The organism is Paenibacillus sp. GCM10028914 (genome assembly GCF_042666275.1).
In the GTDB taxonomy this organism is placed as follows: Bacteria; Bacillota; Bacilli; order Paenibacillales; family Paenibacillaceae; genus Paenibacillus_AQ.
This window is the reverse complement of sequence record NZ_JBHTFO010000007.1, coordinates 44,040-69,075: the sequence shown is the minus strand read 5'-3', so window position 1 is coordinate 69,075 and position 25,036 is coordinate 44,040. Positions and strand designations below refer to the sequence as shown.

Annotated in this window: 26 protein-coding genes; 3 read left to right on the top strand and 23 right to left on the bottom strand. The window is 44.0% G+C overall.

Annotation, left to right across the window (positions count from 1 at the left end; genetic code table 11):
* Positions 1–93: 93 nt before the first annotated feature.
* Entirely contained in the window at positions 94–1,188 is a 1,095-nt protein-coding gene (locus ACFQV5_RS06070) for an ATP-binding protein (protein WP_379244654.1), read from the bottom strand.
* Positions 1,189–1,493: 305 nt separating this feature from the next.
* On the opposite strand from ACFQV5_RS06070, the gene ACFQV5_RS06065 reads away from it, so the two are divergent.
* Positions 1,494–2,117 (top strand): hypothetical protein, encoded by a 624-nt coding sequence (locus tag ACFQV5_RS06065; RefSeq protein WP_379244652.1) that lies wholly within the window; start codon positions 1,494–1,496, stop codon positions 2,115–2,117.
* A 154-nt stretch (positions 2,118–2,271) separates the two neighbouring features.
* On the opposite strand, the gene ACFQV5_RS06060 is transcribed toward ACFQV5_RS06065, so the two are convergent.
* From ACFQV5_RS06060 to ACFQV5_RS06020, 9 genes are all read right to left on the bottom strand, one after another.
* On the bottom strand, positions 2,272–2,910 hold the full coding sequence (locus ACFQV5_RS06060) for a YqaA family protein (RefSeq protein ID WP_379244650.1): 639 nt from the start codon (positions 2,908–2,910) through the stop codon (positions 2,272–2,274).
* 366 nt (positions 2,911–3,276) lie between these two features.
* The gene (gene pdxK, locus ACFQV5_RS06055) at positions 3,277–4,083 is read right to left on the bottom strand and encodes a pyridoxine/pyridoxal/pyridoxamine kinase (RefSeq protein ID WP_379244648.1); all 807 of its coding nucleotides are present in this window, start codon (positions 4,081–4,083) and stop codon (positions 3,277–3,279) included.
* A 116-nt stretch (positions 4,084–4,199) separates the two neighbouring features.
* Positions 4,200–4,952 (bottom strand): type I methionyl aminopeptidase, encoded by a 753-nt coding sequence (gene map / locus ACFQV5_RS06050; protein WP_379244646.1) that lies wholly within the window; start codon positions 4,950–4,952, stop codon positions 4,200–4,202.
* Positions 4,953–5,175: 223 nt separating this feature from the next.
* A complete protein-coding gene (locus tag ACFQV5_RS06045) occupies positions 5,176–5,961 on the bottom strand; it encodes a TerC family protein (protein WP_379244827.1) in 786 nt (261 codons plus the stop codon).
* 297 nt (positions 5,962–6,258) lie between these two features.
* Entirely contained in the window at positions 6,259–6,495 is a 237-nt protein-coding gene (locus ACFQV5_RS06040; RefSeq protein WP_379244644.1) for a hypothetical protein, read from the bottom strand.
* 152 nt (positions 6,496–6,647) lie between these two features.
* Positions 6,648–7,946 carry an alpha-glucosidase/alpha-galactosidase gene (gene melA / locus ACFQV5_RS06035; protein WP_379244642.1) on the bottom strand — a complete coding sequence of 433 codons (1,299 nt, stop codon included), beginning with the start codon at positions 7,944–7,946 and terminating at the stop codon, positions 6,648–6,650.
* Between the two features lie 192 nt (positions 7,947–8,138).
* The gene (locus tag ACFQV5_RS06030; RefSeq protein ID WP_379244825.1) at positions 8,139–9,536 is read right to left on the bottom strand and encodes a (Fe-S)-binding protein; all 1,398 of its coding nucleotides are present in this window, start codon (positions 9,534–9,536) and stop codon (positions 8,139–8,141) included.
* Positions 9,537–9,550: 14 nt separating this feature from the next.
* Positions 9,551–10,981 (bottom strand): FAD-binding oxidoreductase, encoded by a 1,431-nt coding sequence (locus tag ACFQV5_RS06025; RefSeq protein WP_379244640.1) that lies wholly within the window; start codon positions 10,979–10,981, stop codon positions 9,551–9,553.
* Between the two features lie 51 nt (positions 10,982–11,032).
* Positions 11,033–12,223 carry an anhydro-N-acetylmuramic acid kinase gene (locus tag ACFQV5_RS06020; RefSeq protein WP_379244638.1) on the bottom strand — a complete coding sequence of 397 codons (1,191 nt, stop codon included), beginning with the start codon at positions 12,221–12,223 and terminating at the stop codon, positions 11,033–11,035.
* A gap of 165 nt (positions 12,224–12,388) precedes the next feature.
* On the opposite strand from ACFQV5_RS06020, the gene ACFQV5_RS06015 reads away from it, so the two are divergent.
* A complete protein-coding gene (locus tag ACFQV5_RS06015) occupies positions 12,389–13,339 on the top strand; it encodes an N-acetylglucosamine kinase (RefSeq protein WP_379244636.1) in 951 nt (316 codons plus the stop codon).
* 115 nt (positions 13,340–13,454) lie between these two features.
* Here ACFQV5_RS06015 and ACFQV5_RS06010 read toward each other — a convergent pair whose 3' ends face one another.
* From ACFQV5_RS06010 to ACFQV5_RS05960, 11 genes are all read right to left on the bottom strand, one after another.
* Entirely contained in the window at positions 13,455–14,294 is an 840-nt protein-coding gene (locus ACFQV5_RS06010) for an SDR family oxidoreductase (RefSeq protein WP_379244823.1), read from the bottom strand.
* A gap of 35 nt (positions 14,295–14,329) precedes the next feature.
* Positions 14,330–14,455, bottom strand: a complete 126-nt coding sequence (locus ACFQV5_RS06005) for a hypothetical protein (RefSeq protein WP_379244634.1) — start codon at positions 14,453–14,455, stop codon at positions 14,330–14,332.
* A 13-nt stretch (positions 14,456–14,468) separates the two neighbouring features.
* On the bottom strand, positions 14,469–15,434 hold the full coding sequence (locus ACFQV5_RS06000) for an MraY family glycosyltransferase (protein ID WP_379244632.1): 966 nt from the start codon (positions 15,432–15,434) through the stop codon (positions 14,469–14,471).
* A gap of 157 nt (positions 15,435–15,591) precedes the next feature.
* Positions 15,592–15,744 (bottom strand): hypothetical protein, encoded by a 153-nt coding sequence (locus ACFQV5_RS05995; protein WP_379244630.1) that lies wholly within the window; start codon positions 15,742–15,744, stop codon positions 15,592–15,594.
* A gap of 109 nt (positions 15,745–15,853) precedes the next feature.
* Complete coding sequence (locus tag ACFQV5_RS05990) at positions 15,854–17,155, bottom strand: pyrimidine-nucleoside phosphorylase (RefSeq protein ID WP_379244628.1); 1,302 nt, start codon at positions 17,153–17,155, stop codon at positions 15,854–15,856.
* A gap of 64 nt (positions 17,156–17,219) precedes the next feature.
* Positions 17,220–17,927, bottom strand: coding sequence for a purine-nucleoside phosphorylase (deoD, locus tag ACFQV5_RS05985; protein WP_379244626.1), 708 nt, complete (start codon positions 17,925–17,927; stop codon positions 17,220–17,222).
* A gap of 24 nt (positions 17,928–17,951) precedes the next feature.
* Positions 17,952–19,130 carry a phosphopentomutase gene (deoB, locus tag ACFQV5_RS05980; RefSeq protein ID WP_379244624.1) on the bottom strand — a complete coding sequence of 393 codons (1,179 nt, stop codon included), beginning with the start codon at positions 19,128–19,130 and terminating at the stop codon, positions 17,952–17,954.
* A 72-nt stretch (positions 19,131–19,202) separates the two neighbouring features.
* A complete protein-coding gene (locus tag ACFQV5_RS05975) occupies positions 19,203–20,381 on the bottom strand; it encodes a NupC/NupG family nucleoside CNT transporter (RefSeq protein WP_379244622.1) in 1,179 nt (392 codons plus the stop codon).
* Positions 20,382–20,473: 92 nt separating this feature from the next.
* On the bottom strand, positions 20,474–20,881 hold the full coding sequence (locus ACFQV5_RS05970; protein ID WP_379244620.1) for a cytidine deaminase: 408 nt from the start codon (positions 20,879–20,881) through the stop codon (positions 20,474–20,476).
* A 25-nt stretch (positions 20,882–20,906) separates the two neighbouring features.
* Entirely contained in the window at positions 20,907–21,572 is a 666-nt protein-coding gene (deoC, locus tag ACFQV5_RS05965) for a deoxyribose-phosphate aldolase (RefSeq protein ID WP_379244618.1), read from the bottom strand.
* Between the two features lie 380 nt (positions 21,573–21,952).
* Positions 21,953–22,888, bottom strand: coding sequence for a DNA-binding transcriptional repressor DeoR (locus tag ACFQV5_RS05960; RefSeq protein WP_379244616.1), 936 nt, complete (start codon positions 22,886–22,888; stop codon positions 21,953–21,955).
* Between the two features lie 79 nt (positions 22,889–22,967).
* On the opposite strand from ACFQV5_RS05960, the gene maa reads away from it, so the two are divergent.
* Positions 22,968–23,528 (top strand): maltose O-acetyltransferase, encoded by a 561-nt coding sequence (gene maa / locus ACFQV5_RS05955; protein ID WP_379244614.1) that lies wholly within the window; start codon positions 22,968–22,970, stop codon positions 23,526–23,528.
* A gap of 427 nt (positions 23,529–23,955) precedes the next feature.
* On the opposite strand, the gene ACFQV5_RS05950 is transcribed toward maa, so the two are convergent.
* Together ACFQV5_RS05950 and rnhA are read right to left on the bottom strand one after the other, a co-directional pair.
* Positions 23,956–24,129 carry a hypothetical protein gene (locus ACFQV5_RS05950; RefSeq protein WP_379244612.1) on the bottom strand — a complete coding sequence of 58 codons (174 nt, stop codon included), beginning with the start codon at positions 24,127–24,129 and terminating at the stop codon, positions 23,956–23,958.
* Between the two features lie 202 nt (positions 24,130–24,331).
* Positions 24,332–24,991 (bottom strand): ribonuclease H, encoded by a 660-nt coding sequence (gene rnhA / locus ACFQV5_RS05945; protein WP_379244610.1) that lies wholly within the window; start codon positions 24,989–24,991, stop codon positions 24,332–24,334.
* Positions 24,992–25,036: the final 45 nt, after the last annotated feature.

Sequence of the window (25,036 nt, the reverse complement as noted above, 5' to 3'; positions counted from 1 at the left end):
CAATTGAGTACGGCTCAAGAATAGCCCTCCTTATTTCTCTATCTTTCTATATTTAGGTATAAGGGCACATCTGGTCAAGTAAATTATGACATTCTATGTTCCGGTTTCCTCATGGCTTCTTTGTTCTAGAGGTAGTGTCACTTTTATCATCGTTCCTTCGTTGGGCTTACTGAACACATCCACATGACCGTAGTGATTCTCGATCATCTTCTTACTAATCATAAATCCCAGGCCTGTCCCCTTTTCCTTCGTTGTATAAAAAGGCTCGCCAAGCCGGGATAATATCGCTTCAGGAATTCCGCATCCCTCATCAATAAACATGATGACAAGCTGGTTCTCACTACTGTATTCCATATGAATCATTAGCTTCCCGCCATCCGGCATAGATTCAACCGCATTCTTTATAAAGTTAATGAATACTTGCTTCATTTGATTTTCAACACAATACACATAAGCAGGACCAAGTTCTATTGTTGTTAAAATTTCCACATTGTTGAGGATTGCCTGTGTATTGAGCAGCGTAATAACCTGTTCAAGAAGAATTCGTATATCTTTCTTTTCGTATTTAATGCTTTGAGGCTTGGCTAATATCAGCAGTTCACCAAGTATCAGATCAATTCGTTCAATTTCAGAAGAGATAATGTCAAAATACTCCTCTTTACTTCCTAAGCCTGAACGCATAAGCTGAACAAAGCCCTTGATCGATGTCATCGGATTTCTAATTTCATGAGCAATACCCGCTGCAAGTTGTCCAGCCACTGAAAGCTTTTCCGATTGGATCATTAATTCTTCTGCGTAAGTGTCTGCTCTTTTCTGTGCGGTTAGATCGATCATATATACAACAAATCCAGCAAGTCTTCCATCGTCATTCTTTACACCCGACAAGGTACAAGAAACCCACAATGCATGGCCCAATTTATGAAGCAGTTTCAGTTCAGCTTGATATGTAGTTTGATCGCCCTCAAACAAATCGCTGAAATTATTATAAACTAACGAAGCATCGTCTGGATGAATCCACTCATGAATAGAATGGTACGTAAGGTCATCTTCTTGACACCCTAGTAATATACATATGGCGGGGTTAACCTTTATGATCTGTCCTTCGGAATCCACAAATACCGTTCCGATCGGTGCTCTTTCTATGGCCTGTACCATGATATGACTGCTCAGGCCTTGGTCAATTGACATTGTCTGATGCTCCCCCAATCCTTGCTGAACAATTATTGTTCATAACAATTCTAGGAATGGAATCTGTTCTCCTTCTATAGGCGGGCTATAGCCGAGCATTTTATCATAAACCGTCGTAAAATTTCTTCTATTCAACTTAATTGTCTACTTATACGGAAAGTACTTTTCAAATAAGTATGCTAATATCTGAATTGAAAGAAATTGGTTTTTTTTAACTTGAATAGGAGACTATTTTCGTTTATTGTGAAAGAAGCAAGCATATATTGAAAGTATAGGTATGACCGTTAACAAAGGAGTTTGCGAGTATGTATACGGAACAAAATATTTGGATCGTGCTTACGGGCACGGGAACCTGGTTCAGCAGGATGATCCAATGCTTTACAAATGCCCCGCTGAATCACGCATCTATCGCGTTTGATTCCGATCTGCATGAAGTTTACAGCTTTGGTCGTAAACAAGCGAACAACCCGTTCAATGGTGGACTAGTCCGCGAGAATCTGAGAGCCCCTTTCTTCTACACTTCAGATTGTGCTATCTACCGCTGTAGTGTAAGCTCAGAGGATTACCAACGTATGTACAACCTGGTTAAAGAAATGATGCGAGACCAAGATCGTTACAAGTATAACCTTCTTGGACTGCTCGGTATTTTATTTAGAGTTCACATTGATCGTGACAATGCCTATTTCTGTTCTCATTTCGTCGCCACTGTCTTTGAAAGAGCCGGACTTCATCCGGTTAATAAGCCGCCTCACCTCGTCACGCCAGAAGACTTCACTAATTCTACACATTTGAATGAAATCTATTGTGGGCCCCTTCACCGTTATTTAACGGATATGTTAAACTCATCGCTATCCTCCACCCCGGTCTTTCATCCTGTACCAGACGCGAAAGATAGAGGAAAGATATTTCGAATTGAAAACACAGGTTAGCTTAATAAAGTTGCATCATGCATTCATCATAGGTTCATGTTTAACAGGAGAAGTTGCTGATTAGGCTCTCTCCTGTTTTTCTTATATAAAAAAGCAGCTTAGCGCGAGCTAGCTGCTTCATTGATTTATATAAACAGTACACTTACCTCTTTATTTATGCCGATGGGGTTTGCTGATCCGGAATCGTGGATTCCAGTGCAGGTTGATCGGTCTCAGGCTGAATAGCCTCATTCCGTTTACGCTTTCGTCTCCGGTTCCAGTAAAGACCCAATAGAAGTAATGGAACAGCAATAATGAAAATGTACAGAGATACATTCTTCACCATACCCTCAGCTGCATTACCGTATAAGTAAAACAATATTCCTACTACATAAAATTTAGTTGCTCTGCCTATCGCAGCGTATCCCATCAATCGCCATAATGGAAAATTCAAACAGCCAGATAAAATCGTAAATACCTTAAACGGAATAGGTGTAAACGAGCCAACCAGTATGGCAGCCTCTCCGTTCTTTTGAAATCTGTCTGTAGCAGCATCGATCCACTCTTTTTTCAAGATTTTGTACAGTACCGATTTGCCCAAAAGTTTACCGATAAGATAACCGATCGGTGTGCCGAGCAAACAACCGATAAAACCTGTCGTAGCCAACCATAAAGCTGACGTTGGATGAAGCATGCTTAAAGATACTTGTAGAAAGAATGCAGGAATCGGAAAAATCACAGCATCCAAAAATGCATGAATAAACAATCCCCATGGACCAAACTTCATTAGAAAATCCATTACGTCCTGAAACATATCCCAACCCCTAAACATTTTCTCCAGTCCCCAGAAGACCCTTATTTAGAATTATATCACAATATGATGAATCAAAGCGCCTAACATCTCCAATACGCATGAATCAAGAGGACGCTACGCGTACGAATCATTCCTACGATCGCTCTTGCCCCCGAATTTCCTAACTATATTCATTGCAGAAGAAATTCGGGGACAAAGGCGAACGCTCTCGCTTCTCCGGAAACGCTTCGTCCTCTCCGCTCGAGAAGCTACGGAGTAAGAAAGAAAACTATCCTTCCAGCGTTTAGCCTAGTGAGTAAAATAAACAGACCGCCCAAGGATAATCCCTGAGCGGTCTACATACGAATAATCTTCTATTGGCTTGAACTACAATGTGCTGCGATGAGCGGAGTGCCGTGTAGGGCCAACAAATTCATTTAATTTGAATCCATTAGCGATAGCCTGAGTGATGAAAGCCTTAGCTTGTTCTACCGACTCTCTCACTGTAAGTCCTTTAGCCAGACCAGCTGTTACCGCAGCAGACGAAGTGCAGCCTGCTCCGTGAGTGTACGCCGTAACAACTGCATCCGCTTCAAACCACTCGAAGTTAGTACCATCATACAGCAGGTCCATCGCCTTGCCCTCTTGAAGTTTACCTCTGTCTTTAATCAGAACATTCTTAGCTCCCTTGCTGTGGATCACAGCTGCAGCTTCTTGCATTTGGTCTAGTGTTTTGATTGGGCCAGACTTCGCAAGCTGAGAAGCCTCGAATAAATTCGGCGTTACAAGATCCGCACGAGGCAGAAGGAATTCGATCATTGCTTCTGTATTTTCAGGCTGAAGCACTTCATCGGTGCCCTTACATACCATTACAGGATCAATAACAACCCGTTTCAAGTTGTAACGATCGATATATTGGGAGACAAGCTCTATAATTTCAACAGAACCCAGCATTCCCGTCTTCATCGCATCAAAACCGATGCCTTCAATCACCGTCTTAAGCTGAGATTCCACTACGTCCAGTGCTACCGGAAATACTTGGTGATTCCATGTTTTGGGCTCCATGCATACAATGGTTGTGAGTGCAGTCATACCATAAACATCGAATTCCTGAAATGTCTTCAAATCCGCTTGAATACCAGCGCCGCCACTCGTATCTGAACCGGCTACCGTCAATGCTTTTTTTATCGTCATGTCTATTGTCCCTTCATACGTAAAATTGATTCTATTATAAATATTTTTACGTTTGGAATCTATAATTACATGTTCAAAAAATAAAAGTACTTTTTAAACAACCCAATATGGAAGCGTTAGGCATCCTGATCTGTAAGAATCAACGGGCCATCCTTGGTAATCGCAAGCGTGTGCTCATATTGTGCGGACAGCTTCCCATCAATCGTTCTGGCAGTCCAACCATCAGCGTCGATCTTGACGCCATATTTACCGACATTTAGCATCGGCTCAATTGTTATAACCATGCCTTCCTTCAGACGAGGCCCGCGATGTGGAGGTCCATAATGAGGAACCTGTGGATCTTCGTGCATCTCCTGACCGATCGCATGACCTACAAATTGCCGTACTACCGATAAATTCTCCGATTCCGCATAGGATTGAATCGCATGTGAAATATCACCGATACGGTTGCCGATGACCGCCTGTTCAATACCGAGATAAAGTGCCTTTTTCGTTACATCCAACAGATGCTGCGCTTCTTCGGATATATTTCCGACAGCATATGACCATGCGGAATCCGCCAACCAGCCGTCCAATTTAACAACCATATCAATCGTTACGATATCCCCGTCCTTTAGAGGAACATCATTAGGAAAGCCATGACAAATAACATCGTTCACGGATGCACATGTCGCAAAAGGATATCCATGATACCCTTTTTGCTCTGGATGTGCCCCGTGCTCTGCAAGAAATTTCTCAACAAACCGATCGATTTCAAGTGTTGTAATTCCTGGCTTAATCATTCCGGCGATTTGCTTATGACATTCTGCTAACAGCTTTCCAGCCTCATTCATTTTTGCAATTTGTTCTGGTGTCTTGATGATAATCATCCCTGCACTCCCTATTCTCTTTGTTCTCGTACAAAAGTCTAAAAAGCCTTATAGGCCAAGTATGCTCTGAACAGGCACTTGCCTATCCTGAAACATCGGCCAATAAGGCTGGTTCACTAATAACAAGGTATTACCTGATATTAATATTCTACTCCTGTATGAGAGCAACCACAATAAGCACATAACTATAATAAATATTTCTTTATATCTATAATCCTATTTATTAGGACTCCAATTGCTTCTGTTCAGCCTGCGTCATCTCACTCTTATCCTTCGAGAGGATCCAACCGAGAACCGCAATCAAGACGAGCACTCCCCAGAATGTCAGTTTCCAGCCCGTGCTCTTCGGGAAGCTCTTCTCAAGCACTGCGATCTCAGGATGTGCAAGCGTGTATACGGCAAGTTTAATACCAACCCATCCGACAATCAGGAATGCCGCAGTTTCAAGACCAGGCTTACGCTCTAGTAATTTAACGAAATACGTAGCTGCGAAACGCATAATGATAAGACCAATAATACCACCGGCAAAAATAACGAGGAACTGTCCGCCGTCCATTCCACCGATTTGTGGCAACCCGGTTGCCGGCAAGGTCAATGCAAGTGCAACTGCTGCCAGAATTGCATCTACTGCAAACGCGATATCTGCAAGTTCTACTTTAAGTACGGTAACCCAGAATTTTTCTTCCTTTTTCTTAGCTTCTTTCATATGAACTTGCTTCTTAACAAACAATTGTTTTACGATGTGATTCACACTGATATAAAGCAAGTAGACAGCACCAATAGCTTGAACATACCAAACATCTGCCAAATACGAGATGATAAACAGGGAAGCAAATCGGAACACAAATGCACCAGCCAATCCGTAAAACAATGCCTTCTTCCGCTGTTTCTCGGGGAGATGCTTAACCATAATTGACATAACCAATGCATTATCGGCTGCAAGAATCCCCTCCAAACCGATTAACACCAATAAAACCCATGCGTACTCTAGCAACAATCCCGTATCCAATAGCATTCTTCCCTTCTCTTAATATGATCCGATCATTTCGATGAAAGGGAAAAAAAATACCCTTATCCCGATAGTCGGCGATAAAGGTATTTACCCATAGATTTATGAGATAAACGATACCTTTACCGTTAAACGGCAAAGGTCTCGCAAACAACTTTCGTTGCCAATAAAGCCGGAGACACGAATGTCACGTAATGACGACTTTACTGTAGAGCTACTCCCCTTTACTAATTAGGAGCATTATAACACGCCTTTGGTAAACATGCCAAGGGAAACCATACAAAATTTAAATATTTTTTAACGGTTCCTTCTCCTTCTAAGGACATAAAGCATTATACCTATAATCGTCACAACAACTATAAGGATGAGTGCTGCCAAAATTAGTCGCATCCCCCTGCTGTTATCCTCGGTGCTTCCGGTTTCAGGGTTTTGTATGGGTTCGCTAAGCTTGATCTGATCGGAAGGTGCATACCCTTTTCCAAGTGCAGCAAGCTCTTTGCCGGCATTCGATATAGGCTTTGTTCCCTCACACATTCCCGTCTAAAGCCGTTCGGGATCACCTCTATTTCTATGACGCTTGTGACCTTCCATTTGTTACCTTAATTTTCAAAATAATTAAACCTAGCCAAACAGACCGCCAGGATCATCTCCTGACGGTCTGTTGCCGGTTGTACGTATGGCACACCTTATTTATATTTCGGCAACCAATCACCATGAGCCTCGATAAGATCGTCGCAAAGCGACGTAATGTCATCTAACGAGAGCTCAGCTGATGTATGTGGATCAAGCATCGCAGCATGATAGATATGTTCCTTCTTGCCGGTAAGTGCCGCTTCAATCGTGAGCAGTTGGGTATTGATATTCGTCCGGTTCAGCGCTGCCAGCTGTGGAGGCAAGTCGCCCACATATGTTGGTGTAACGCCTGAAGAGTCTACCAGACACGGTACCTCGACACATGCTTCCTTCGGCAGATTCGTGATCAGACCCGTGTTCATGACATTACCACCGATTTTGAAAGGAACATTCGTCTCGATCGCCTCCATAATGTAGGACGCGTATTCTTTGGAGCGCGTATGCTCAATACTTTGGCTTTCAAACAATTTCCCGCGCATTTCCTTCCAGCCATTGATCTGATTCACACAACGACGTGGATATTCATCCAGCGGGATGTTGAACTTCTCGATCAATTCAGGATAGCTGCGCTTAATGAAATATGGATGGTACTCTGCGTTATGCTCCGAGGACTCAGTCACGTAGTAACCAAAGCGAAGCATCAGCTCAAAACGGACCATATCATGATGTTTCTCTTTTTGCTTCAGCGCTGCACGGCGTTTTATTTCCGGATACAGGTCGACTCCGTCTTTTTTCACTTCAAGCAGCCATGCCATATGGTTAATTCCAGCGATTTTGGATTCTACTCCTGTCTTATCCATGTCCAGCGCGTTAAACAGTTCGGACACGCAGTGCTGAACGCTGTGACACAGTCCCACGGTATTTACGCCACCAGCAGTATTCATTACATTCGTTAAAACCGCCATCGGATTCGTGTAATTGAGGAACAAGGCATCCGGACATACTTCCTGAATATCGCGAGCAAAATCAAGCATCACAGGGATCGTGCGCAGATTACGGAATATCCCTCCGATACCGACTGTATCTGCGATGGTTTGGCGTAAACCATATTTTTTAGGGATTTCAAAGTCTGTAATCGTACAAGGATCATATCCGCCGACCTGAATAGCATTAATGACATATTTAGCACCTTTCAGCGCTTCTTTCCGATCCGAATACGACTTAATAACACAGGTGCTGCCCAGCGTGCCTTTGATGCTGTTAAGCAAACGCTCTGAATCTTGAAGACGCTCCGAATCGATATCAAACAACGCAAGTTCAAAACCTTGCAATGCGGGTGTTGTCATGACGTCGCCGAGTACATTTTTAACAAATACAGTGCTGCCTGCACCAATAAACGTGATTTTAGACATGAATAATTCCTCCTAAGATTGTGGCCTAAAGCTTGAAATAACTATAACTTTTCTCTGGCCTAAAGAACATGGAGAAACCCAAGCATTACATGTCATAATCCCATTTATGAATCCGATTTCACGAAAGTATCTGGATATTTCACATAGAATAATATATTCATATGTCGTTCAATATTCTAGCAGTCTCCCCTATTATTCTTTATCGTAAAGATGGACCCGTTCCGACAAAAAATCTGCCAGATGAACGGCTTCGACAGAATCCTGAACTCCAGCACGTTCAATACCCCATTTCATTTGAAGCAGGCATCCCGGATTTGAGGTTATAACTACCTCTGCGTGTGTATCTTTCACATTATCCATCTTATGGTCTAGTAGATTCATCGACATCTCAGGCTGTGTCATATTGTAGATCCCTGCTGAGCCGCAGCAGACTTCCGCTCCCTGGAGTTCACAAAGACTAACAGCGCCGAGCTGTCCAATCAATTCCCGCGGCTGTCCCTGAACATGCATCACATTCCGCAGATGACAGGAATCCTGATAGGTCACCTTCAACGGAGGCTTCTTAGAGCCTTCATCATCTATAGTTGTAAGTGGACGACCGATATCTCTGAGCAACTCTGAAATATCCTTGACCTGCCCTGCGAATCGGATGGCCTGACTCCGCTGGTCCATATCAGCCGCTTCTTTCATTAAATGATCATATTCCTTCAGCAGCGCTCCACATCCTCCCGCGTTACTCGCGATATGGTCTACGCCCGCTTCCCGAAATGCAATAAGATTCTGAGCGGCCAAATCCCGCGCATCATCCATCTCTCCCGCATGAGCATGCAGCGCCCCGCAGCAACCTTGGCTTTCCGGTATCGCCACTTCGAAACCTGCCTGTCTAAGCAGACGGACTGTATTCACATTCGTCTCAGCAAACATTACATCCATAATGCAGCCGCGGAACATGCCAACCCGTGCCACCTTTTCGCCTACTGGTGGAATGATCAGTAAATCGAATCCAGAGAGACTTTTCTCTGTCCGAACAGGGAACCCCGCCTTTTTCCAAAGAGCTGTTAGGCCATCTCCGTGAACCGAAGGCAGTATTTGTTCCAGCTGTCTAAGATGCTCTGGGAACATCTTCATTGCGCCAGATGAACGGGCAAATTTCTGAAGTCCTGACTTCTGATAAAACTTCAGTGTCTTTCCCATAAACTTCAACCGGCCCTTATGTGGAAATATCCCTTGCAGAAACGTCTTTCGGACAAGCTTCACAGGTAGAGAATATGCCTTCTCTTTCGCAATTGCTTCGCGCGTCTGTTCGATAAGCTGCCCGTATTTCACGTCGGAAGGACATGCAGGCTCACAGGCACGACAGCCGAGACACAAATCCATCTGATGCTGAAAGCTTTCGTCTGGTTCCATAATCCCGTCTACGACCGCTTTCATGAGAGCAATCCGTCCTCGCGGTGAAGCCGCCTCAAGACCGGTCTCGAGAAATGTAGGACAGGCCATCTGACAAAAGCCACAGCGCATACAGTTGGTCAGCTGCTCTTCATCCAGCGTCAGCTTCATGCGCTGCGCAAGCGCACCGTGTGATCTTTCCATTCCAGTCATTCCCTTCATACTCCAGATAACTTAGGCTGATCCTGCACCACAATCCGTTTTCGCGTCTCGGCAAACATCTTACCGGGGTTCATAATACCGGCCGGGTCAATGGCATCCTTAATCCGTTTCATCATATCCAGCCCCGCTGCGCCAACCTTCCACTCCAGATATGGTGCTTTTACAATACCGACACCATGCTCGCCTGTAATCGTACCTCCCAGTGCGATGGCAACTTCAAATATTTCTGCAAAAGCTTGCTCTACCCGGTGAATCTCCTCTGGATTTCTTGCATCCGTCATCGCGGTGGGATGGAGATTTCCGTCTCCTGCATGACCAAACGTGCAGATCTGCACATTATATTTCTGAGCTATGCGCTGAACTTCAAGTACCATATCCGCGATCTTTGACCGCGGAACAGTCGCATCCTCAAGGATCGTTGTCGGACGAAGACGGGACAGTGCCGCGAGCGCGCTCCGCCTGGCCTCCATCACTTTAGCCCCTTCTTCCGGCGAAGCAGCGATCTTCATCTGTGTTGCTCCAGATTCATAACATATGGCTTCTATTCGTTTCAGATCGCGTTCTACGTCCTCTTCACTACCGTCCTGTTCAATCGCAAGCATGGCTTTTGCGTGTACCGGAAGACCAATCTTCGCAAAATCCTCTACGACCTGAAGTGTTGGTTGATCCATGAATTCCAAGGTGCACGGAAAAATATGATTAGCAATAATATTCGACACTGTACGTGCCGCCGCATAAATATCATCATACATGGCAACCATCGCTCGTCGATAAGGCGGCTTCGGAATCAGCTTTACCGTGGCCTCCGTCAATATGGCCAGCGTGCCTCCTGATCCGACAAGCAGCCTTGTCAGATCATAACCAGCTGCATCTTTGACAAGCTTCCCACCTGTTCGCATAATACTTCCATCCGGCAATACAGCTTCCAAGCCCAGCACATAGTCCTTCGTAGTCCCATACTTCAGCCCGCGTAAACCACCCGCTCCAAGTGCAATATTCCCCCCCATGGTACAGATGATCATGCTGCTCGGATCTGGTGGGTAGAACAAACCTGCACGTTCCACCGTTTGATGGAATTGCTTCGTATTCAGCCCTGTCTGAAAGGTAGCGGTCAGATTGTCCCTATCAATCTCAAGCAGCTTATTCATTCGAGTCATAACGACGATGAGGCCACCTTGAAGTGGGACTGTCCCTCCGCACAGATTACTTCCAGCGCCCCTTCCAACAATCGGAATCTGATTGGCGGCACATATTTTCACAATATCGGAAACTTCCTGCGTACTTGCTGGAAAAATAACACCATCAGGCATCGACTGATATAGAGGCGTAGCATCATAGCTATAAGAGACGAGACTTTCGGCGTCGTCTTTCAACCATTTTTCACCCACTACAGCAGCTAATTGTTCCCGTACAGGTTGCTTTAACAAGATTATTCACCCTCTCTTTCGTGAAACTTCCCGAGCTTCTCCTAGCTTCCTTTATGGAAAAGCCAGTTTCCCCATCACTGTTGGGCGCTGTGCACCTGTCGCGGCAGGTAAATTATTCGGGATACCATGCATGAAGTCGTTACCAAGCACTGCAAAAATTACAGCTTCCTTCGCATCATCATGAAAACCAAGCTGTGCCGAGGTCATGATCTTCTGCTCTGGCAGCATCGCGGCGAGAATCCGAAGCAGCTCAGCATTATGGGCCCCGCCGCCGGAAACGATAACTTCCTGAATCTCACATACCGGAAACACATATCTTTTGTAGCTATCTACGATGGAATGAGCAGTAAAGGCTGTGGCAGTCGCTACCGTATCCGCGTCAGATAGATTGCGCACTCTAGCCTTCTCCAAGTACCAAGCCGCATACGCTTTTCCGAACAACTCCCTGCCTGTCGACTTGGGAGGCACCGTTTGAAAATAGACATGTGACATCATTTCGGCAACCAATCCTTCATCGGCCTTTCCCTGAGCTGCCCATCGTCCTCCCTCGTCATATGTCAGACGCCCTTCTGACAAGACCTGGACCGTTTCATCCATCACCATATTTCCTGGTCCGGTGTCAAAAGCGAGAACTTCAGTAGCGTCTGCACCTGCAGGAATGGCCGAGCAGTTCCCAATCCCGCCTATATTTTGAAGCAGCCTTCCTATATGCTCATGACGAAATAGAATAAAATCACCATATGGAGCTAGCGGTGCACCTTGTCCACCAACAGCCATATCTGCAGTCCTGAAATCACCCACGACCATTTTTCCCGTATGCTTGGCGATAACTGAAAGATCTCCGATTTGAAGTGAAGAAGGAACAGAATACGGATTCCCAGCTTCCCCTTCAGGGATATGCCATATCGTTTGTCCGTGGGAACTGATGAAATGAATATCATCCATCGAAAGACCCGCTTCTCTAACAGCCTCAGTAGCCGCGTCAGCGAAACGTGCTCCCAAATAGGCATTCATGCTGCATACTCCGCTACTACTGGAATGCCCTTCGCTGCACAGTTCTTTCAATTTCCCTCTAATCGAGGAATCATAAGGTATATTGTAGTAGTGGAGAAGTTCCACCTGTGACTGCAATCCGCTGCCGGTAATCCTTACGACCGCTGCATCAATCCCATCAAGCGAGGTCCCTGACATGAGTCCTACGACGATAACCGGCGTATTATTCTCCGGGCTGAACTGTATCATGGATGTCCCTCCCTACATAAATGATATCGCTTTCAAAAAGGCAAGATTGTGTTTATTATAGAGTGTATGAAATAATATTTCAATTGATTATTATATTTTTAAAATTTTATTTTACATGATTTTGTTTATATCCTATACTAAAAATGGAAAGTGAAGTGATAAGCGATGGAATTATTTATAGGTGTTGATGGAGGCGGTACAAAAACAGAAGCAGTTGTCATAAACAATCGTGGTAAGGTATTGTCTCGATATTCTGGCAGCTCCACCAATCCGTATGTTGTCACTTTTGATGGAGCTATGCTGGAGCTCATGAGTGTGCTAGATAAAGTCATCAAACCACTCGCCTCACCCATACCCGAAGCTACAATCAAAAGCATTTGTCTAGGTATGTCAGGAGTGAACACCACGGAAGAGAAAGACAATGTCATCTCCTCTCTACGTGCTTATCAGGAACAACGTGGTCTTTCATTCCCGATTTCTATGACGAACGAAGCCATCATATCATTAATGGCATCCTTGGGACGCGAATATGGCATTCTCGTCATTTCAGGTACCGGATCAAATACGTATGGAATTACGAAAAAAGGGGAGCAATATCGCGTCGGCGGTTGGGGACATATTCTCGGCGATGAAGGAAGCGGTTACCAGATTGGACTTCTTAGCCTAAAGACTGTTATCAAAAGCCTGGAAGGCATGCTGCCTCCTACCTCAATGACGAAGCGTATTACAGATGCCTATGATTTTGAACATATCTCAGAACTGAAAGCTTATGTCTATAAATCTTCCATAGGAAGAAGTGATATTGCAGCATTTGCCCGTTATTGTGTGGAAGCCGCGAAAGACGGTGATGTTGTGGCCCATAATATTTTACGGGATCAAGCGAGAGAACTTGCAGAGACGACAATCGCACTGATTGGGCGGCACCCCGAGCTTAGAGAGACAGAAGTGGTGTGCACAGGATCGATCTTCAAACACTCCGCCGTATTCCAAGATTGTTTCCGAGAATTTCTGTTAAGCCGCTTTCCAGACTTGTCATTTCCTCTGGGAAGGAAAGATCTTAATCCAGCCGATGGCGCAGCTTTATTAGCTAGAAAACGATACGCAGTCGATAATTAGTGGTCTAAAGGTATCCTTACTTCGTTATTCCCTCAAAAAAAGAGCATCACATAGACTAAAATGAATAGCTGTTATAGCTTCATCCTGGACTATGGGTGCTCTGTTAGATATTTTTTTATAAACCAACCTGCTCTTCACTCCACAACCATAATCGTTTCGCAAGCTGGGGATCGGCAGCTCGTGCCGAAGTCTTTGCTGGTTTACACTTGATATAATATTCTCCTGTCACCGTCTCCACCTCTGGGCTTGACGCTAAATAAATGGCTGTACGTGCGCCTTCCAGCGGAGTTTGGAAAAAGGGGCTCAGCAGCCTATAAACATTCTTCCCGAATCCACTCTTCCTGTCCACTCCCAAGCTCGTACGCACCGCCCCCGGATGAACCGCATTTACCGTCACCGGACTGTTGTTTAACCTCGTAGCAAGTTCCTTCGTAAATAGAATGTTAGCCAGCTTCGACTGCGCATATCCTTTTGCCACATTAAATCTTCTTGTTAACTGAGGATCTTCAAAATAAATACGACCTACTTTATGTGCCCCAGACGATAAATTCACGATTCGGCCTTGCCGTGCATGAAACAAAAGTTCCAGCAGTTCATGAGTGAGTAAAAAATGTCCTAAATGATTCACGCCCATCATCGCTTCAAATCCATCAGCTGTCGTCTCCCGTTTCACCGTAACAACGCCTGCATTATTCAAGAGTACGTCCAGACTGCCGTATTTCTCTTTAAAAGCCACAGCAAAGCTTCTTATGCTGGCCAGGGAGCCGAGATCACAGTTCATCAGCTCAATATCCGTGCTCCCGCTTTCTTTTCTTGCCTGCTCCAAGGCAGTTTCTCCTCTTGCCTGATTACGACAAAGCATAATGACATGAGCACCAAGACGGGCCAGTTCTATCGTTGAAGCAAGACCCATACCGGAGTTCGCACCTGTTACAATGACGATCTTTCCTGACATATCGTTCATCTTGCTAGCCTCCTTTATCCTCTATGTTAAACTAAACGGCTGTAGATAAGAATGAAAGTCTGTGCTGCCAAACCATCGTCGTATTCGAAATCTAAAACGAGCTCTGCCATTTCAATAAGAACTGGCAAAGCTCGTTGACATTTTCGATCCATCCGGTTGTTAAAACTAAACTCCAGCTTCATTTAATGCAAGAATAATAGCTGTCAGACCAAAACATAGATTCAGCAGGCAAAGAAAGATAAGCGTCTGCTTCTGATTTAGCCCTGTCGCAAGCAGTCTGTAATGCGCCTGAGACGCATCTGCTTGATAAATCGGCTTCGACTGGCGTAGTCTACGGAAGACTACGATAATGTTGTCGAAAATCGGTACCCCTAGAGCAAAGATCGGAACGATCAAAGAGACAAGCGTAGCTCCCTTAAAGGCTCCATCTAACGCGATGATCCCCAGGATAAAACCAAGGAATGTCGCTCCTGCATCTCCCATGAACACTCTAGCTGGTGGTTTGTTATAACGCAGATATCCAAGCGCCGCACCTACCAAGATAACAGCAAGAAGTGCAGAGTCCCCTCTTCCGAGCGTCAAAGCAACAACGAAGAGCGTTCCTCCTGAAATAGCAGAGAGTCCTCCAGCCAGGCCATCGATACCGTCTGAGAAATTAATGACCGTGGTAACACCGAATATCCACATAATCGTTAGAAGCAGCTGCAACCATTCCGGTAAGTTAATATATTGACCATTAAATGGATTATTAAATCCTTCAAACGCAATACCTGAACTGTACACAATAATAGCGGCGAACACTTGAACGATCAGTTTCGGCAGTGAAGCTAGTTCCTTACCGTGTGTTTTGTACCAATCATCCACAAGGCCAATTCCTAAGATGAGCACACTGCCAAGAAAAATCCCGACAGTTTCCTTCGTTATAGAACCGATAAACAGAAAATATGAAATAAAAAACCCGAGAAAAATGGCGATGCCTGCGGTAAGTGGAATAGGTTCGCGATGAATTTTCCTTTCACTGTCAGGTCTCGGCTTATCCACAAAATCGATCTTAATTGCAAGCTTCCGAAAAGGTGGAATAAGCAGTAACACGAGCACAATAGAAACGACAAATGCTGCTACAAAAAGCATAATTCCCTCCCAGAACTGAATGAAATATGGAGAATCTTGCAATCACAGTATATGTCTTTCTACGTAATCTAGCAATATATCAAAGTACATATGCCAAAATAATATAAAAGTAGACACCAAAAAAAAGGGGCCTCCATCAGCCCCTTCCGAACTTGCGCTATGATTTGCTTTTGTTAACCGCAAGTCCGATGATCATAACAATAAGTGCCAGCAAAGCAATCAGCTGATCGATAGTCATAGCCGCCGCCTCCCTTGAAAGCAGAATGGCTCTTTCGCGGCTCTCTCTCCCAACATGTACTGCTTTACTCACGTTTCCCCATTAACAATATATGTGGGTATCATAGGTATTATGATCAGCAATTCACATCAAAAAGACTGTCCACCAGAAGTTGGAGGACAGTCCTATGATTATAAGCTTATTATTCCGTTACAAGGTCATGCACCAGCACAGGAGCTTCTGCATGATCTGAGATACGGATGCTTGCATACAGTTTTTCTTTTACGTCTTCCACGTTTTCACGGTTGGCATGAATCGTTATCAGGGAATCACCCTTTTTCACCGTATCGCCAATCTTCTTATTCAACATCAGACCGACGGCCAGATCGATCTCAGACTCCTTCGTAGCACGTCCCGCTCCAAGCAGCATGGCGGCTGTTCCGATTTCATCAGCAACGAGCTCGGCAACCACTCCGTCTTCACGTGCTGGCAACTCGATTTTATACTTCGCCTGAGGCAGTTTTTCAGGATTATCCACAACCGATGCGTCTCCGCCCTGATTCGCAATGAACTCCTTAAACTTCTCCAAAGCCTTTCCATTGCGCATAACTTCTTTCAACATCTCTTCTGCTTCTTCTAGCGATTTTGCTTTATTCGCCAAGAATACCATTTGTCTTCCAAGTGCAAGACACAACTCTTCCAAGTCCTTCGGTCCTTCACCACGAAGCGTATCAATGGCTTCCTTCACTTCAAGGGAGTTACCGATTGCTTCACCAAGTGGCTGGCTCATGTCCGAAATAACCGCCATGGTCTTACGGCCAACATTGTTACCGATGCTAACCATTGCATGTGCCAGTTCCTTCGCATCTTCCACGGTTTTCATAAATGCGCCTGCACCTGTCTTAACGTCAAGTACGATAGCATCCGAGCCGGCAGCAATCTTCTTACTCATGATAGAGCTTGCGATCAGCGGGATTGAATCTACGGTAGCCGTAACGTCGCGAAGTGCGTACAGCTTCTTGTCAGCAGGTGTCAGGTTGCCAGTCTGCCCAATCACTGCAATCTTATGTTTATTCACAAGGTTAACAAACTCATCTTTGCTGATTTCCACATGAAATCCTGCAATGGATTCCAGCTTATCGATCGTTCCGCCTGTGTGACCAAGACCTCGTCCAGACATCTTCGCCACCGGAATATCTAGAGCAGCTACAAGTGGAGCGAGCACGAGTGTCGTAGTATCACCAACACCACCCGTAGAGTGTTTATCGACCTTAACGCCTTCGATAGCAGACAAGTCGATCGTTTCACCGGAATTAACCATAGCCATCGTAAGATCTGCACGTTCACGATCCGTCATGTCTTTGAAAAAGATGGCCATACTCATTGCGCTGACCTGATAATCAGGAATATCACCTTTTGTGTATCCATCAATAAAGAAATTGATTTCTTCTGTCGTCAATTCCTTCCCGTCACGCTTCTTCGCAATCAAATCAACCATTCTCATCGCACATGCTCCTCACTGTTTGTTCATTGTTGAATAAGAGGGATAATTCCAGTAAACTTCAGCGTTATATTGAAATCGCTGTATCCAAAGCTACTTCCATCATGTCGTTAAAGGACGTTTGACGCTCTTCAGAAGTCGTTTCTTCCCCTGTCAGGAGATGGTCACTCACTGTCAGAATCGTCAATGCTCTTACACCTTTTCTAGCTGCAATCGTATAAAGAGCCGTTGTTTCCATCTCTACGCCCAAAACACCATGTTCCATCAGTCTCTGAACAGCTGATTTATCTTCACGATAAAATACATCAGAAGTAAATATGTTACCTACATGCAGGTTCAAGCCTTTTTCTACACCCCGATCATAAGCTGCCTTGAGCAGTGGGAAGCTTGCGATTGGTGAGAAATCATATCCAAGGAAATGGTGACGGTTCATGGCAGAGTCCGTACAAGCCGCCTGTGCCAAAATCACATCACGAACATGTACATGCTCCTGCATCGCGCCGCATGTACCCACACGGAACAGATTTTTCACACCATACTCAGATATCAACTCATTGACATAAATACCGATTGAAGGAACACCCATTCCCGATCCCTGAACAGAGATTCGCTTTCCTTTATATGTTCCTGTAAAGCCATACATGCCCCTTACTTCGTTATAGCAAATAACGTCTTCTAGGTAGGTATCCGCAATAAATTTGGCACGAAGCGGATCTCCTGGCAACAGTATCGATTCAGCAATATCCCCTGGTTTCGCTCCAATATGTGTACTCATGATTCATTCCCCCACATTCTGATATTATTTCAGATCACTTAAAAAGCTCGTACCATACTTAGGTAATGTCACACCAAAGTTGTCGGCTACGGTTGCTCCTATATCAGCAAATGTCTTCCGAACAGGCAGCTCCCTACCTTCATCAAAGCGTGGTGAATATATAAGAAGAGGTACATATTCACGAGTGTGGTCCGTTCCTTTATAAGTAGGATCATTACCATGATCTGCAGTGATGATCAGCAGGTCATCCTCAGTCATTTTAGCAAATACCTCAGGTAAACGTGCATCATATTCCTCCAAGGCTTGACCGTATCCTTTCGGGTTACGACGATGTCCGTAAACAGCATCGAAATCAACAAGATTCAGAAAGCTTAGACCTTTAAACGATTTGTCCATCGTCTCAATAAGCTTGTCCATACCGTCCATATTGGACACGGTTCGAATTCCTTCGGTAATTCCTTCACCATCATAAATATCGAAGATCTTGCCGAGTGCAATGACATCGAGCCCAGCGTCTTTCAGTTCATTCATCGTTGTTCGCCCAAATGGCTTCAAGGCATAGTCGTGACGATTCGCCGTACGCTTAAACTGTCCTACTTCGCCTACGAAAGGACGAGCGATGATACGACCTAGCATATAAGGATCTTCAAGGGTGATCTTACGACAAAATTCACAGATTTCATAAAGCTCTTTCAAAGGCACAACATCTTCGTGTGCAGCAATTTGAAGGACCGAATCTGCAGAAGTGTACACAATGAGCGCACCTGTCTTTACATGCTCTTCACCAAGCTCCTCAATGATCTCTGTACCACTGGCCGGCTTGTTACCTATTACCTTCCGCCCTGTCTTCTCTTCAATACGGGTAATGAGCTCATCTGGGAAGCCCTCCGGGAACACCCGGAAGGGCGTATCAATATATAGCCCCATGATCTCCCAATGACCTGTCATCGTATCTTTACCATTAGATGCTTCCTGCATTTTCGTAAAGTAAGCACGTGGTTTCTCAGCAACGGGCACACCTTCAATTTCACGGATATTAGATAAGCCCAGTGCAGACATATTAGGCATGTTCAAACCGCCGCATTCTCGAGCGATATGTCCAAGCGTATCACTTCCTATATCATCAAAAGCAGCTGCATCCGGCGCTTCGCCGATACCTACGGAGTCTAGCACGATCAGGTGAATCCGTTTAAACTGTTCCATGTTCTCGTCCCCCGTCTTAATAGATTACGTCTCTCACATACTCCCTGTTCATCTGCTGCAGGAGCATTCTTGTTACAGGAACAATCCTGCAATGGTCGCAGACAGTACACTGACCAAGGTTGCACCATACAGCAATTTAAGTCCAAAACGAGCTACCACGTTTCCTTGCTTCTCATTCAAGCCTTTCACCGCACCCGATATGATACCGATTGAGGAGAAGTTCGCGAATGATACAAGGAATACAGACACGATACCAATTGTACGATCAGACATCTCTTTATAGTTAGCCAGATCCAGCATGGCAACAAACTCGTTGGATACAAGCTTCGTAGCCATAATACTACCAGCATCAACCGCTTCTTTCCAAGGTACACCCATAACAAAGGCGAATGGAGCAAAGATAAACCCGAGCATTTGTTGGAATGAAATTCCGAATATCGCATCGAAAATTCCATTGATCAACGCGATCAAAGCTACGAAACCAAGTAGCATTGCAGCAACTGTAATGGCTACCTTGAATCCGTCCATAATGTATTCTCCAAGCATTTCGAAGAAAGACTGCTTCTCTTCTTCTTGAACTTCAAGAATATCCTCTTCCGCCGGAACCGTGTACGGATTCACGATGGATGCGATGATAAATCCACCAAACAGGTTAAGCACAAGTGCTGTTACAACATATCTCGGCTCAATCATCGTCATATATGCACCGACGATGGACATCGAGACCGTAGACATCGCAGAAGCACATAAGGTGTACATCCGGTGTTTTGGAATAAGCGCGATCTGCTTCTTTACAGATATGAAAACTTCAGATTGTCCCAAAATAGCGGATGCAACTGCGTTATACGATTCAAGCTTACCCATACCATTTATTTTACTCAGTACAATCCCAATATATCTCACAATAATTGGGAGTACTTTGATGTACTGTAGAATCCCAATCAATGCGGAAATGAACACAATCGGAAGCAGTACGGTCAAGAAAAACGGTCCTGCTCCTTCATTTGCTATGCCGCCAAATACAAATTCAATACCTTCTCCAGCATAAGCTAAGAGGGATTCAAATGTAGTTGCTATCCCTTTAACCAGGAATTCACCAATCGTGGTGTTTAGCAGCGCGAAGCACAGAATCATCTGTAGCACAATCATAATGAGAATCGGACGGTAACGAATGTTACGCTTGTCATTACTGATTAGATACGCCATTCCGAATACAACAAGTAAACCCAATATCGCGATTAAATATTTCATGTTATGTTCCCCCGCTGATGAGCAATTTTGAAATTCACAAGCTATTTGTTATGACCTAATTCATGCTCGCCTACATTGCATCTTTTGTACAACTATTCAACGGTCGATACTTTATCCATATCTTCCGCTTGAAAAGCCCCTGGTAACAACTGAGCCATTGTCCATTCTTGCGTGTTACCATGTAGATTCGTTAAATAAATCTTGGTCTCATGATCGCAAAATTCGGCAAGCACCTGTCGGCAAGCACCACACGGAGAGACTGGTCCTTCCGTGTCTGCTACCACTGCAATGGCATCGATTTTTTGATGCCCCTCGGATACCGCTTTGAAAATCGCAGTACGTTCAGCACAGTTGGTAAGCCCATAAGACGCGTTCTCAATATTACATCCCCGGTACACCTTTCCCCCTGTACGAATTGCAGCTCCAACCTGAAACTTGGAATAAGGAACGTATGCCTGCTTCCTCGCTTCGATTGCTTCTTGAATCAACTCGTCTTTCATTGCTAGTCCTCCTTCTACAGTTGGATTAATAAGATGATGTTGATTGTCCACCTTCCATGATTTTCACACCTGAACTTGCGCCAATTCGGTTAGCTCCTGCTTCAACCATGGCATTCATGTCTTCCAGACTACGAACTCCGCCAGAAGCCTTCACACCAGTTTTATCCCCGACTGTCTTACGCATCAGTGCTACATCTGCTGGGGTTGCTCCGCCAGTTGAGAAGCCTGTTGATGTTTTAACAAAATCAGCACCTGCTTTTACAGATAGTTCACATGCGCGAACTTTCTCTTCATCGCTGAGCAAGCATGTCTCAATAATGACCTTTACCAGCGCCTTACCAGCAGCAGCATCAACAACCGCTTTAATATCATTGAATACCAATTCATCATTATTATCTTTCAACGCACCAATATTAATAACCATATCCACTTCGGTAGCTCCGTTTGCGATAGCATCCTTGGTTTCAAAAGCTTTAACTGCTGATGTCGTTGCTCCCAGAGGAAAACCAATTACAGTGCAGACTTTAACGGGTGTACCTGCAAGCTGTTCTGCCGCATAAGAAACCCAAGTTGGATTAATACATACCGATGCAAATTCATACTTCTTAGCTTCTTCAATCAGCTTCGTAATTTCCTGTTTAACTGCATCTGCTTTTAGAATCGTGTGATCTATCATTTTTGCCATACTCATTAGTTCAACACTCCTTAATTTGTCCTTATTAAAAGCGCTATCATTCGATTAATATCAATTTATCGGGAACATCATATCATAGCCTTGAACATATGTAAAACAGTTGTTGAAATTTTGTTCAAAGACGTTTTATGTCAATGACACTCCTCATTGTTAGCTATAAGAGTATTTATCATTCATGAATAATTTTGGGATCTAAAACTTCTTATATTAACGACTTTACCCTAGTGGTTAAAATATAAACATTTCTCCATAAACGCAAAAAAGACATCTCTTGATATCGCGGCAATTTCCAAAGATGACTTCTTCATCTTCAATAACTTCCGCTCAGAGCTGTCTAATATGCTACTCTAATGATACATATTTCACCTGATAAATAATTAATCTAATAATGCTTGGGCCGTAAACTGATCGGTCACCAATACATTGGCATATCTTCCAATCAATGCAGCCTTAATCGCATCGATCTTTCGCTGTCCTCCTGCGACTAAAATCGATTTATCCTTGTGTTTAAGATCTTCAAGATCGATGCCGATGGTGCGGTTATTGATATCCTCACTGCATATATTTCCTTGTGCATCGAAAAATCGGGAACAAATATCTCCAGCACCCTGCTGCTGAAGAAGCTTCTGCTCATCACTGCTTAGATACCCAAGACGGAACAGAAGCGAATCCTCTTTCACGGTTCCTACAGTGAATACAGCGATATTGGCCTGCTTGCCCAATTGGATGATGCGCTGAATATGCCGGTCTTTCTCAACCATCTCTTTAACGACAACACTGTCAAAAATAACGGGGAGCGGCAAATATCTCGCTATGGTTTGATATGCATCAGCAAACAAATTTACAATCTCTGCAGCATAGGTATTTACATGCGAGTGACTTACGCCGCCCTTGAGCTGAACTACTTCGACGCCTTTAACCGACTTGGATTGAAGCTGCAGTGCGACAGCATGCATCGTCGTGCCCCATGTCACGCCGATAATATCTGCATCCTGTACGGTTTCATGGAGATATTCTGCTGTTTTTTTGCTGATATGCTTCTGAATTTCACTGTATTCGTTGATGGGACTGTAGCACACTAAGACTCGATCCAAGTTGTAACGCTGCTTGATTCGTTCGCCTAAAGCATCATGGTCTTCGAGCGGATCCACAATACTTATTCGAACATATCCCTGTTCTTTCGCATGCTGAAGTAACCGGGAAACCGTAGGCCGGGAAACACCGAGTTTTGTTGCAATATCCTGTTGACTGTAATCGAGCATATAATATAATCTTGAAACTTCAATACTTAGACGTTGTTTGTCATTATCCATGATCCAACCTACTTTATATCGTAATCATCCATCAATAAGAATTGAGAATTGGATACATTATACAAGAAGGAGTTATTTTATGAAAACAGAAAAAGAAAAAATGTTACACGGTGAACTGTATAATGCTGCTGACACTGAATTAGTAAATGATAGATTGAATGCACGAAAATTAACGAGGCTATACAATCAAACACTAGAAACTGCCGAGATCCAAAGAGCTGCACTATTAAAGGAACTGTTCGGTTCTACTGGGCAGCACCTATATGTTGAACCTACATTTCGCTGCGATTATGGATACAACATACATGTAGGAGAGAACTTCTATGCCAACTTTGATTGTGTATTTTTAGATGTTTGTGAAATCCGAATCGGAGATAACTGCTTTATCGCACCGGGGGTACATATCTACACAGCAACCCATCCACTGGATCCGTCTGAAAGAACATCCGGAGTAGAATTCGGAAAACCCGTAACGATTGGTCACAATGTATGGATTGGCGGTAGAGCCGTTATAAACCCTGGAGTAACCATTGGTAACAATGTTGTTATCGCCTCTGGTGCTGTCGTAACCAAGGATGTACCTGATGATGTCGTAGTCGGCGGAAATCCCGCTAAAATAATTAAAAAAATCGAAGTATAACCTCCCCTCATCCAAAAGTATTATTTTTGTATTGCACATTTTATAAAGCCGTGTTATCCTAATAATCTTTCCTATAGATTTGGAATATGTTTATAACTTTGTGTATACATAAATTTTCGTCTACGGTTTATCCACAATTCCAGCAATAAACCTCTAGTTATTCCTTGGAATTCTCATAAATTGGAGGTTTATTTGCTGTTTCAAATAGAGTTATCCCAAATCTGTTCACAAGCTCTGTATAACTTCATAAAAGTCAATCATTTTTTTCATTGCAGAACGTCTAATCTGTTCATAACTTTATGGAAATTTCGCATTTTGAAAACAGTTATGCACATATCCACCTTGCCCGTTCTTTGTCATATGTAAATTGCAACCGGAAATCATACAGGTGATCTCCGGTATTCAGGCATATTTGTTTCATCGTGATCTAGACAATCAGCTCTTCCGTATTCCCCTGAGTCATTAATTCCACCCATGCAATATACAAGCCTAACAAAGCTGTAATAACTACGAGAAGTGCGGTGTAGAAGGATATTACCTTCAATTTAGAGGTCGATGGCCTTCTATCGTTGCTAATTGACTTTACCTTAACTTTGCTCAAGTGATCATCCTCCTTCTAAGCAGGCCCTGTATCATACTATGATTATCTATTGGTTATGTTTACTAAATTGTATACTGTCCCATTCATCCACATGTGAATAAAAAAACACGCTGGATTTATTATTCCAGCGTGTATTCCTATGGATAACCTCCAAACTACTCACAATCAGGGGATAACCTGTGTATGAAACCGTTTGAAACTGTTACTTTCTTCCGTAATCCGCCTTAATTTCTCCCCAGCTCTTGGTCTGCCACTTCAACACCTTATTTTCATACGTATTCGTTCGAAGCCAATGTTCTGCACGATCTACCAAATCCCATATTTCCTTCGTTGAAGCATCCCGTACAAGAGTGGAGACCACCTTCTTCTCTCTTACCCATTTCAAAGCGTTCATTGAATCACTATATACGGTCTTTGTGCTGCCGATCTTTTTGAGATGAGCAAGCGCATGAACAATGGCGAGAAACTCTCCTAGGTTGTTTGTTCCCTTCTGAATCGGACCACATGAAAATATAATGTCTCCTGTCTGCGTGTCTACTCCCTTATATTCAACAGGACCAGGATTACCGCGTGTTCCAACATCGACAGAGATACTATCATAATCGATTTCGCCCGGGTCCACTTCTGCAACCGACTTACTTCTCTTCGATTTTGCTGCAGTTCCCGCTTGGCTTTTAGACTGCTGTCCTCCAAAAAAACTTTTCCATCCTTGAGCATAAGCCTTCTCAGCCTCTGCCTTCGATTCAAACGATTTAAATTTTGCTCCCGTATATTGATTCACCTGAAGCTGACATTCGCCCCAGTTTGTATAAATTCCAGGCTCTTTTCCTACCCAAACCACATAATACTTTTGCTTGCCCATAAAGTCCCTCCACCCTCTAAAGACTAATCTCTCTTGCGTACTATA

Bases quoted from the DNA above. Each gene is read 5' to 3' on its own strand.
- ACFQV5_RS06070 (WP_379244654.1), bottom strand. From the start codon at position 1,188: ATGTCAATTGACCAAGGCCTGAGCAGTCATATCATGGTACAGGCCATA.
- ACFQV5_RS06065 (WP_379244652.1), top strand. From the start codon at position 1,494: ATGTATACGGAACAAAATATTTGGATCGTGCTTACGGGCACGGGAACC.
- ACFQV5_RS06060 (WP_379244650.1), bottom strand. From the start codon at position 2,910: ATGTTTCAGGACGTAATGGATTTTCTAATGAAGTTTGGTCCATGGGGA.
- pdxK (WP_379244648.1), bottom strand. From the start codon at position 4,083: ATGACGATAAAAAAAGCATTGACGGTAGCCGGTTCAGATACGAGTGGC.
- map (WP_379244646.1), bottom strand. From the start codon at position 4,952: ATGATTATCATCAAGACACCAGAACAAATTGCAAAAATGAATGAGGCT.
- ACFQV5_RS06040 (WP_379244644.1), bottom strand. From the start codon at position 6,495: ATGTGTGAGGGAACAAAGCCTATATCGAATGCCGGCAAAGAGCTTGCT.
- melA (WP_379244642.1), bottom strand. From the start codon at position 7,946: ATGTCTAAAATCACGTTTATTGGTGCAGGCAGCACTGTATTTGTTAAA.
- ACFQV5_RS06030 (WP_379244825.1), bottom strand. From the start codon at position 9,536: ATGGAAAGATCACACGGTGCGCTTGCGCAGCGCATGAAGCTGACGCTG.
- ACFQV5_RS06020 (WP_379244638.1), bottom strand. From the start codon at position 12,223: ATGATACAGTTCAGCCCGGAGAATAATACGCCGGTTATCGTCGTAGGA.
- ACFQV5_RS06015 (WP_379244636.1), top strand. From the start codon at position 12,389: ATGGAATTATTTATAGGTGTTGATGGAGGCGGTACAAAAACAGAAGCA.
- ACFQV5_RS06010 (WP_379244823.1), bottom strand. From the start codon at position 14,294: ATGTCAGGAAAGATCGTCATTGTAACAGGTGCGAACTCCGGTATGGGT.
- ACFQV5_RS06005 (WP_379244634.1), bottom strand. From the start codon at position 14,455: ATGGATCGAAAATGTCAACGAGCTTTGCCAGTTCTTATTGAAATGGCA.
- ACFQV5_RS06000 (WP_379244632.1), bottom strand. From the start codon at position 15,434: ATGCTTTTTGTAGCAGCATTTGTCGTTTCTATTGTGCTCGTGTTACTG.
- ACFQV5_RS05990 (WP_379244628.1), bottom strand. From the start codon at position 17,155: ATGAGAATGGTTGATTTGATTGCGAAGAAGCGTGACGGGAAGGAATTG.
- deoD (WP_379244626.1), bottom strand. From the start codon at position 17,927: ATGAGTACACATATTGGAGCGAAACCAGGGGATATTGCTGAATCGATA.
- deoB (WP_379244624.1), bottom strand. From the start codon at position 19,130: ATGGAACAGTTTAAACGGATTCACCTGATCGTGCTAGACTCCGTAGGT.
- ACFQV5_RS05975 (WP_379244622.1), bottom strand. From the start codon at position 20,381: ATGAAATATTTAATCGCGATATTGGGTTTACTTGTTGTATTCGGAATG.
- ACFQV5_RS05970 (WP_379244620.1), bottom strand. From the start codon at position 20,881: ATGAAAGACGAGTTGATTCAAGAAGCAATCGAAGCGAGGAAGCAGGCA.
- deoC (WP_379244618.1), bottom strand. From the start codon at position 21,572: ATGAGTATGGCAAAAATGATAGATCACACGATTCTAAAAGCAGATGCA.
- ACFQV5_RS05960 (WP_379244616.1), bottom strand. From the start codon at position 22,888: ATGGATAATGACAAACAACGTCTAAGTATTGAAGTTTCAAGATTATAT.
- maa (WP_379244614.1), top strand. From the start codon at position 22,968: ATGAAAACAGAAAAAGAAAAAATGTTACACGGTGAACTGTATAATGCT.
- rnhA (WP_379244610.1), bottom strand. From the start codon at position 24,991: ATGGGCAAGCAAAAGTATTATGTGGTTTGGGTAGGAAAAGAGCCTGGA.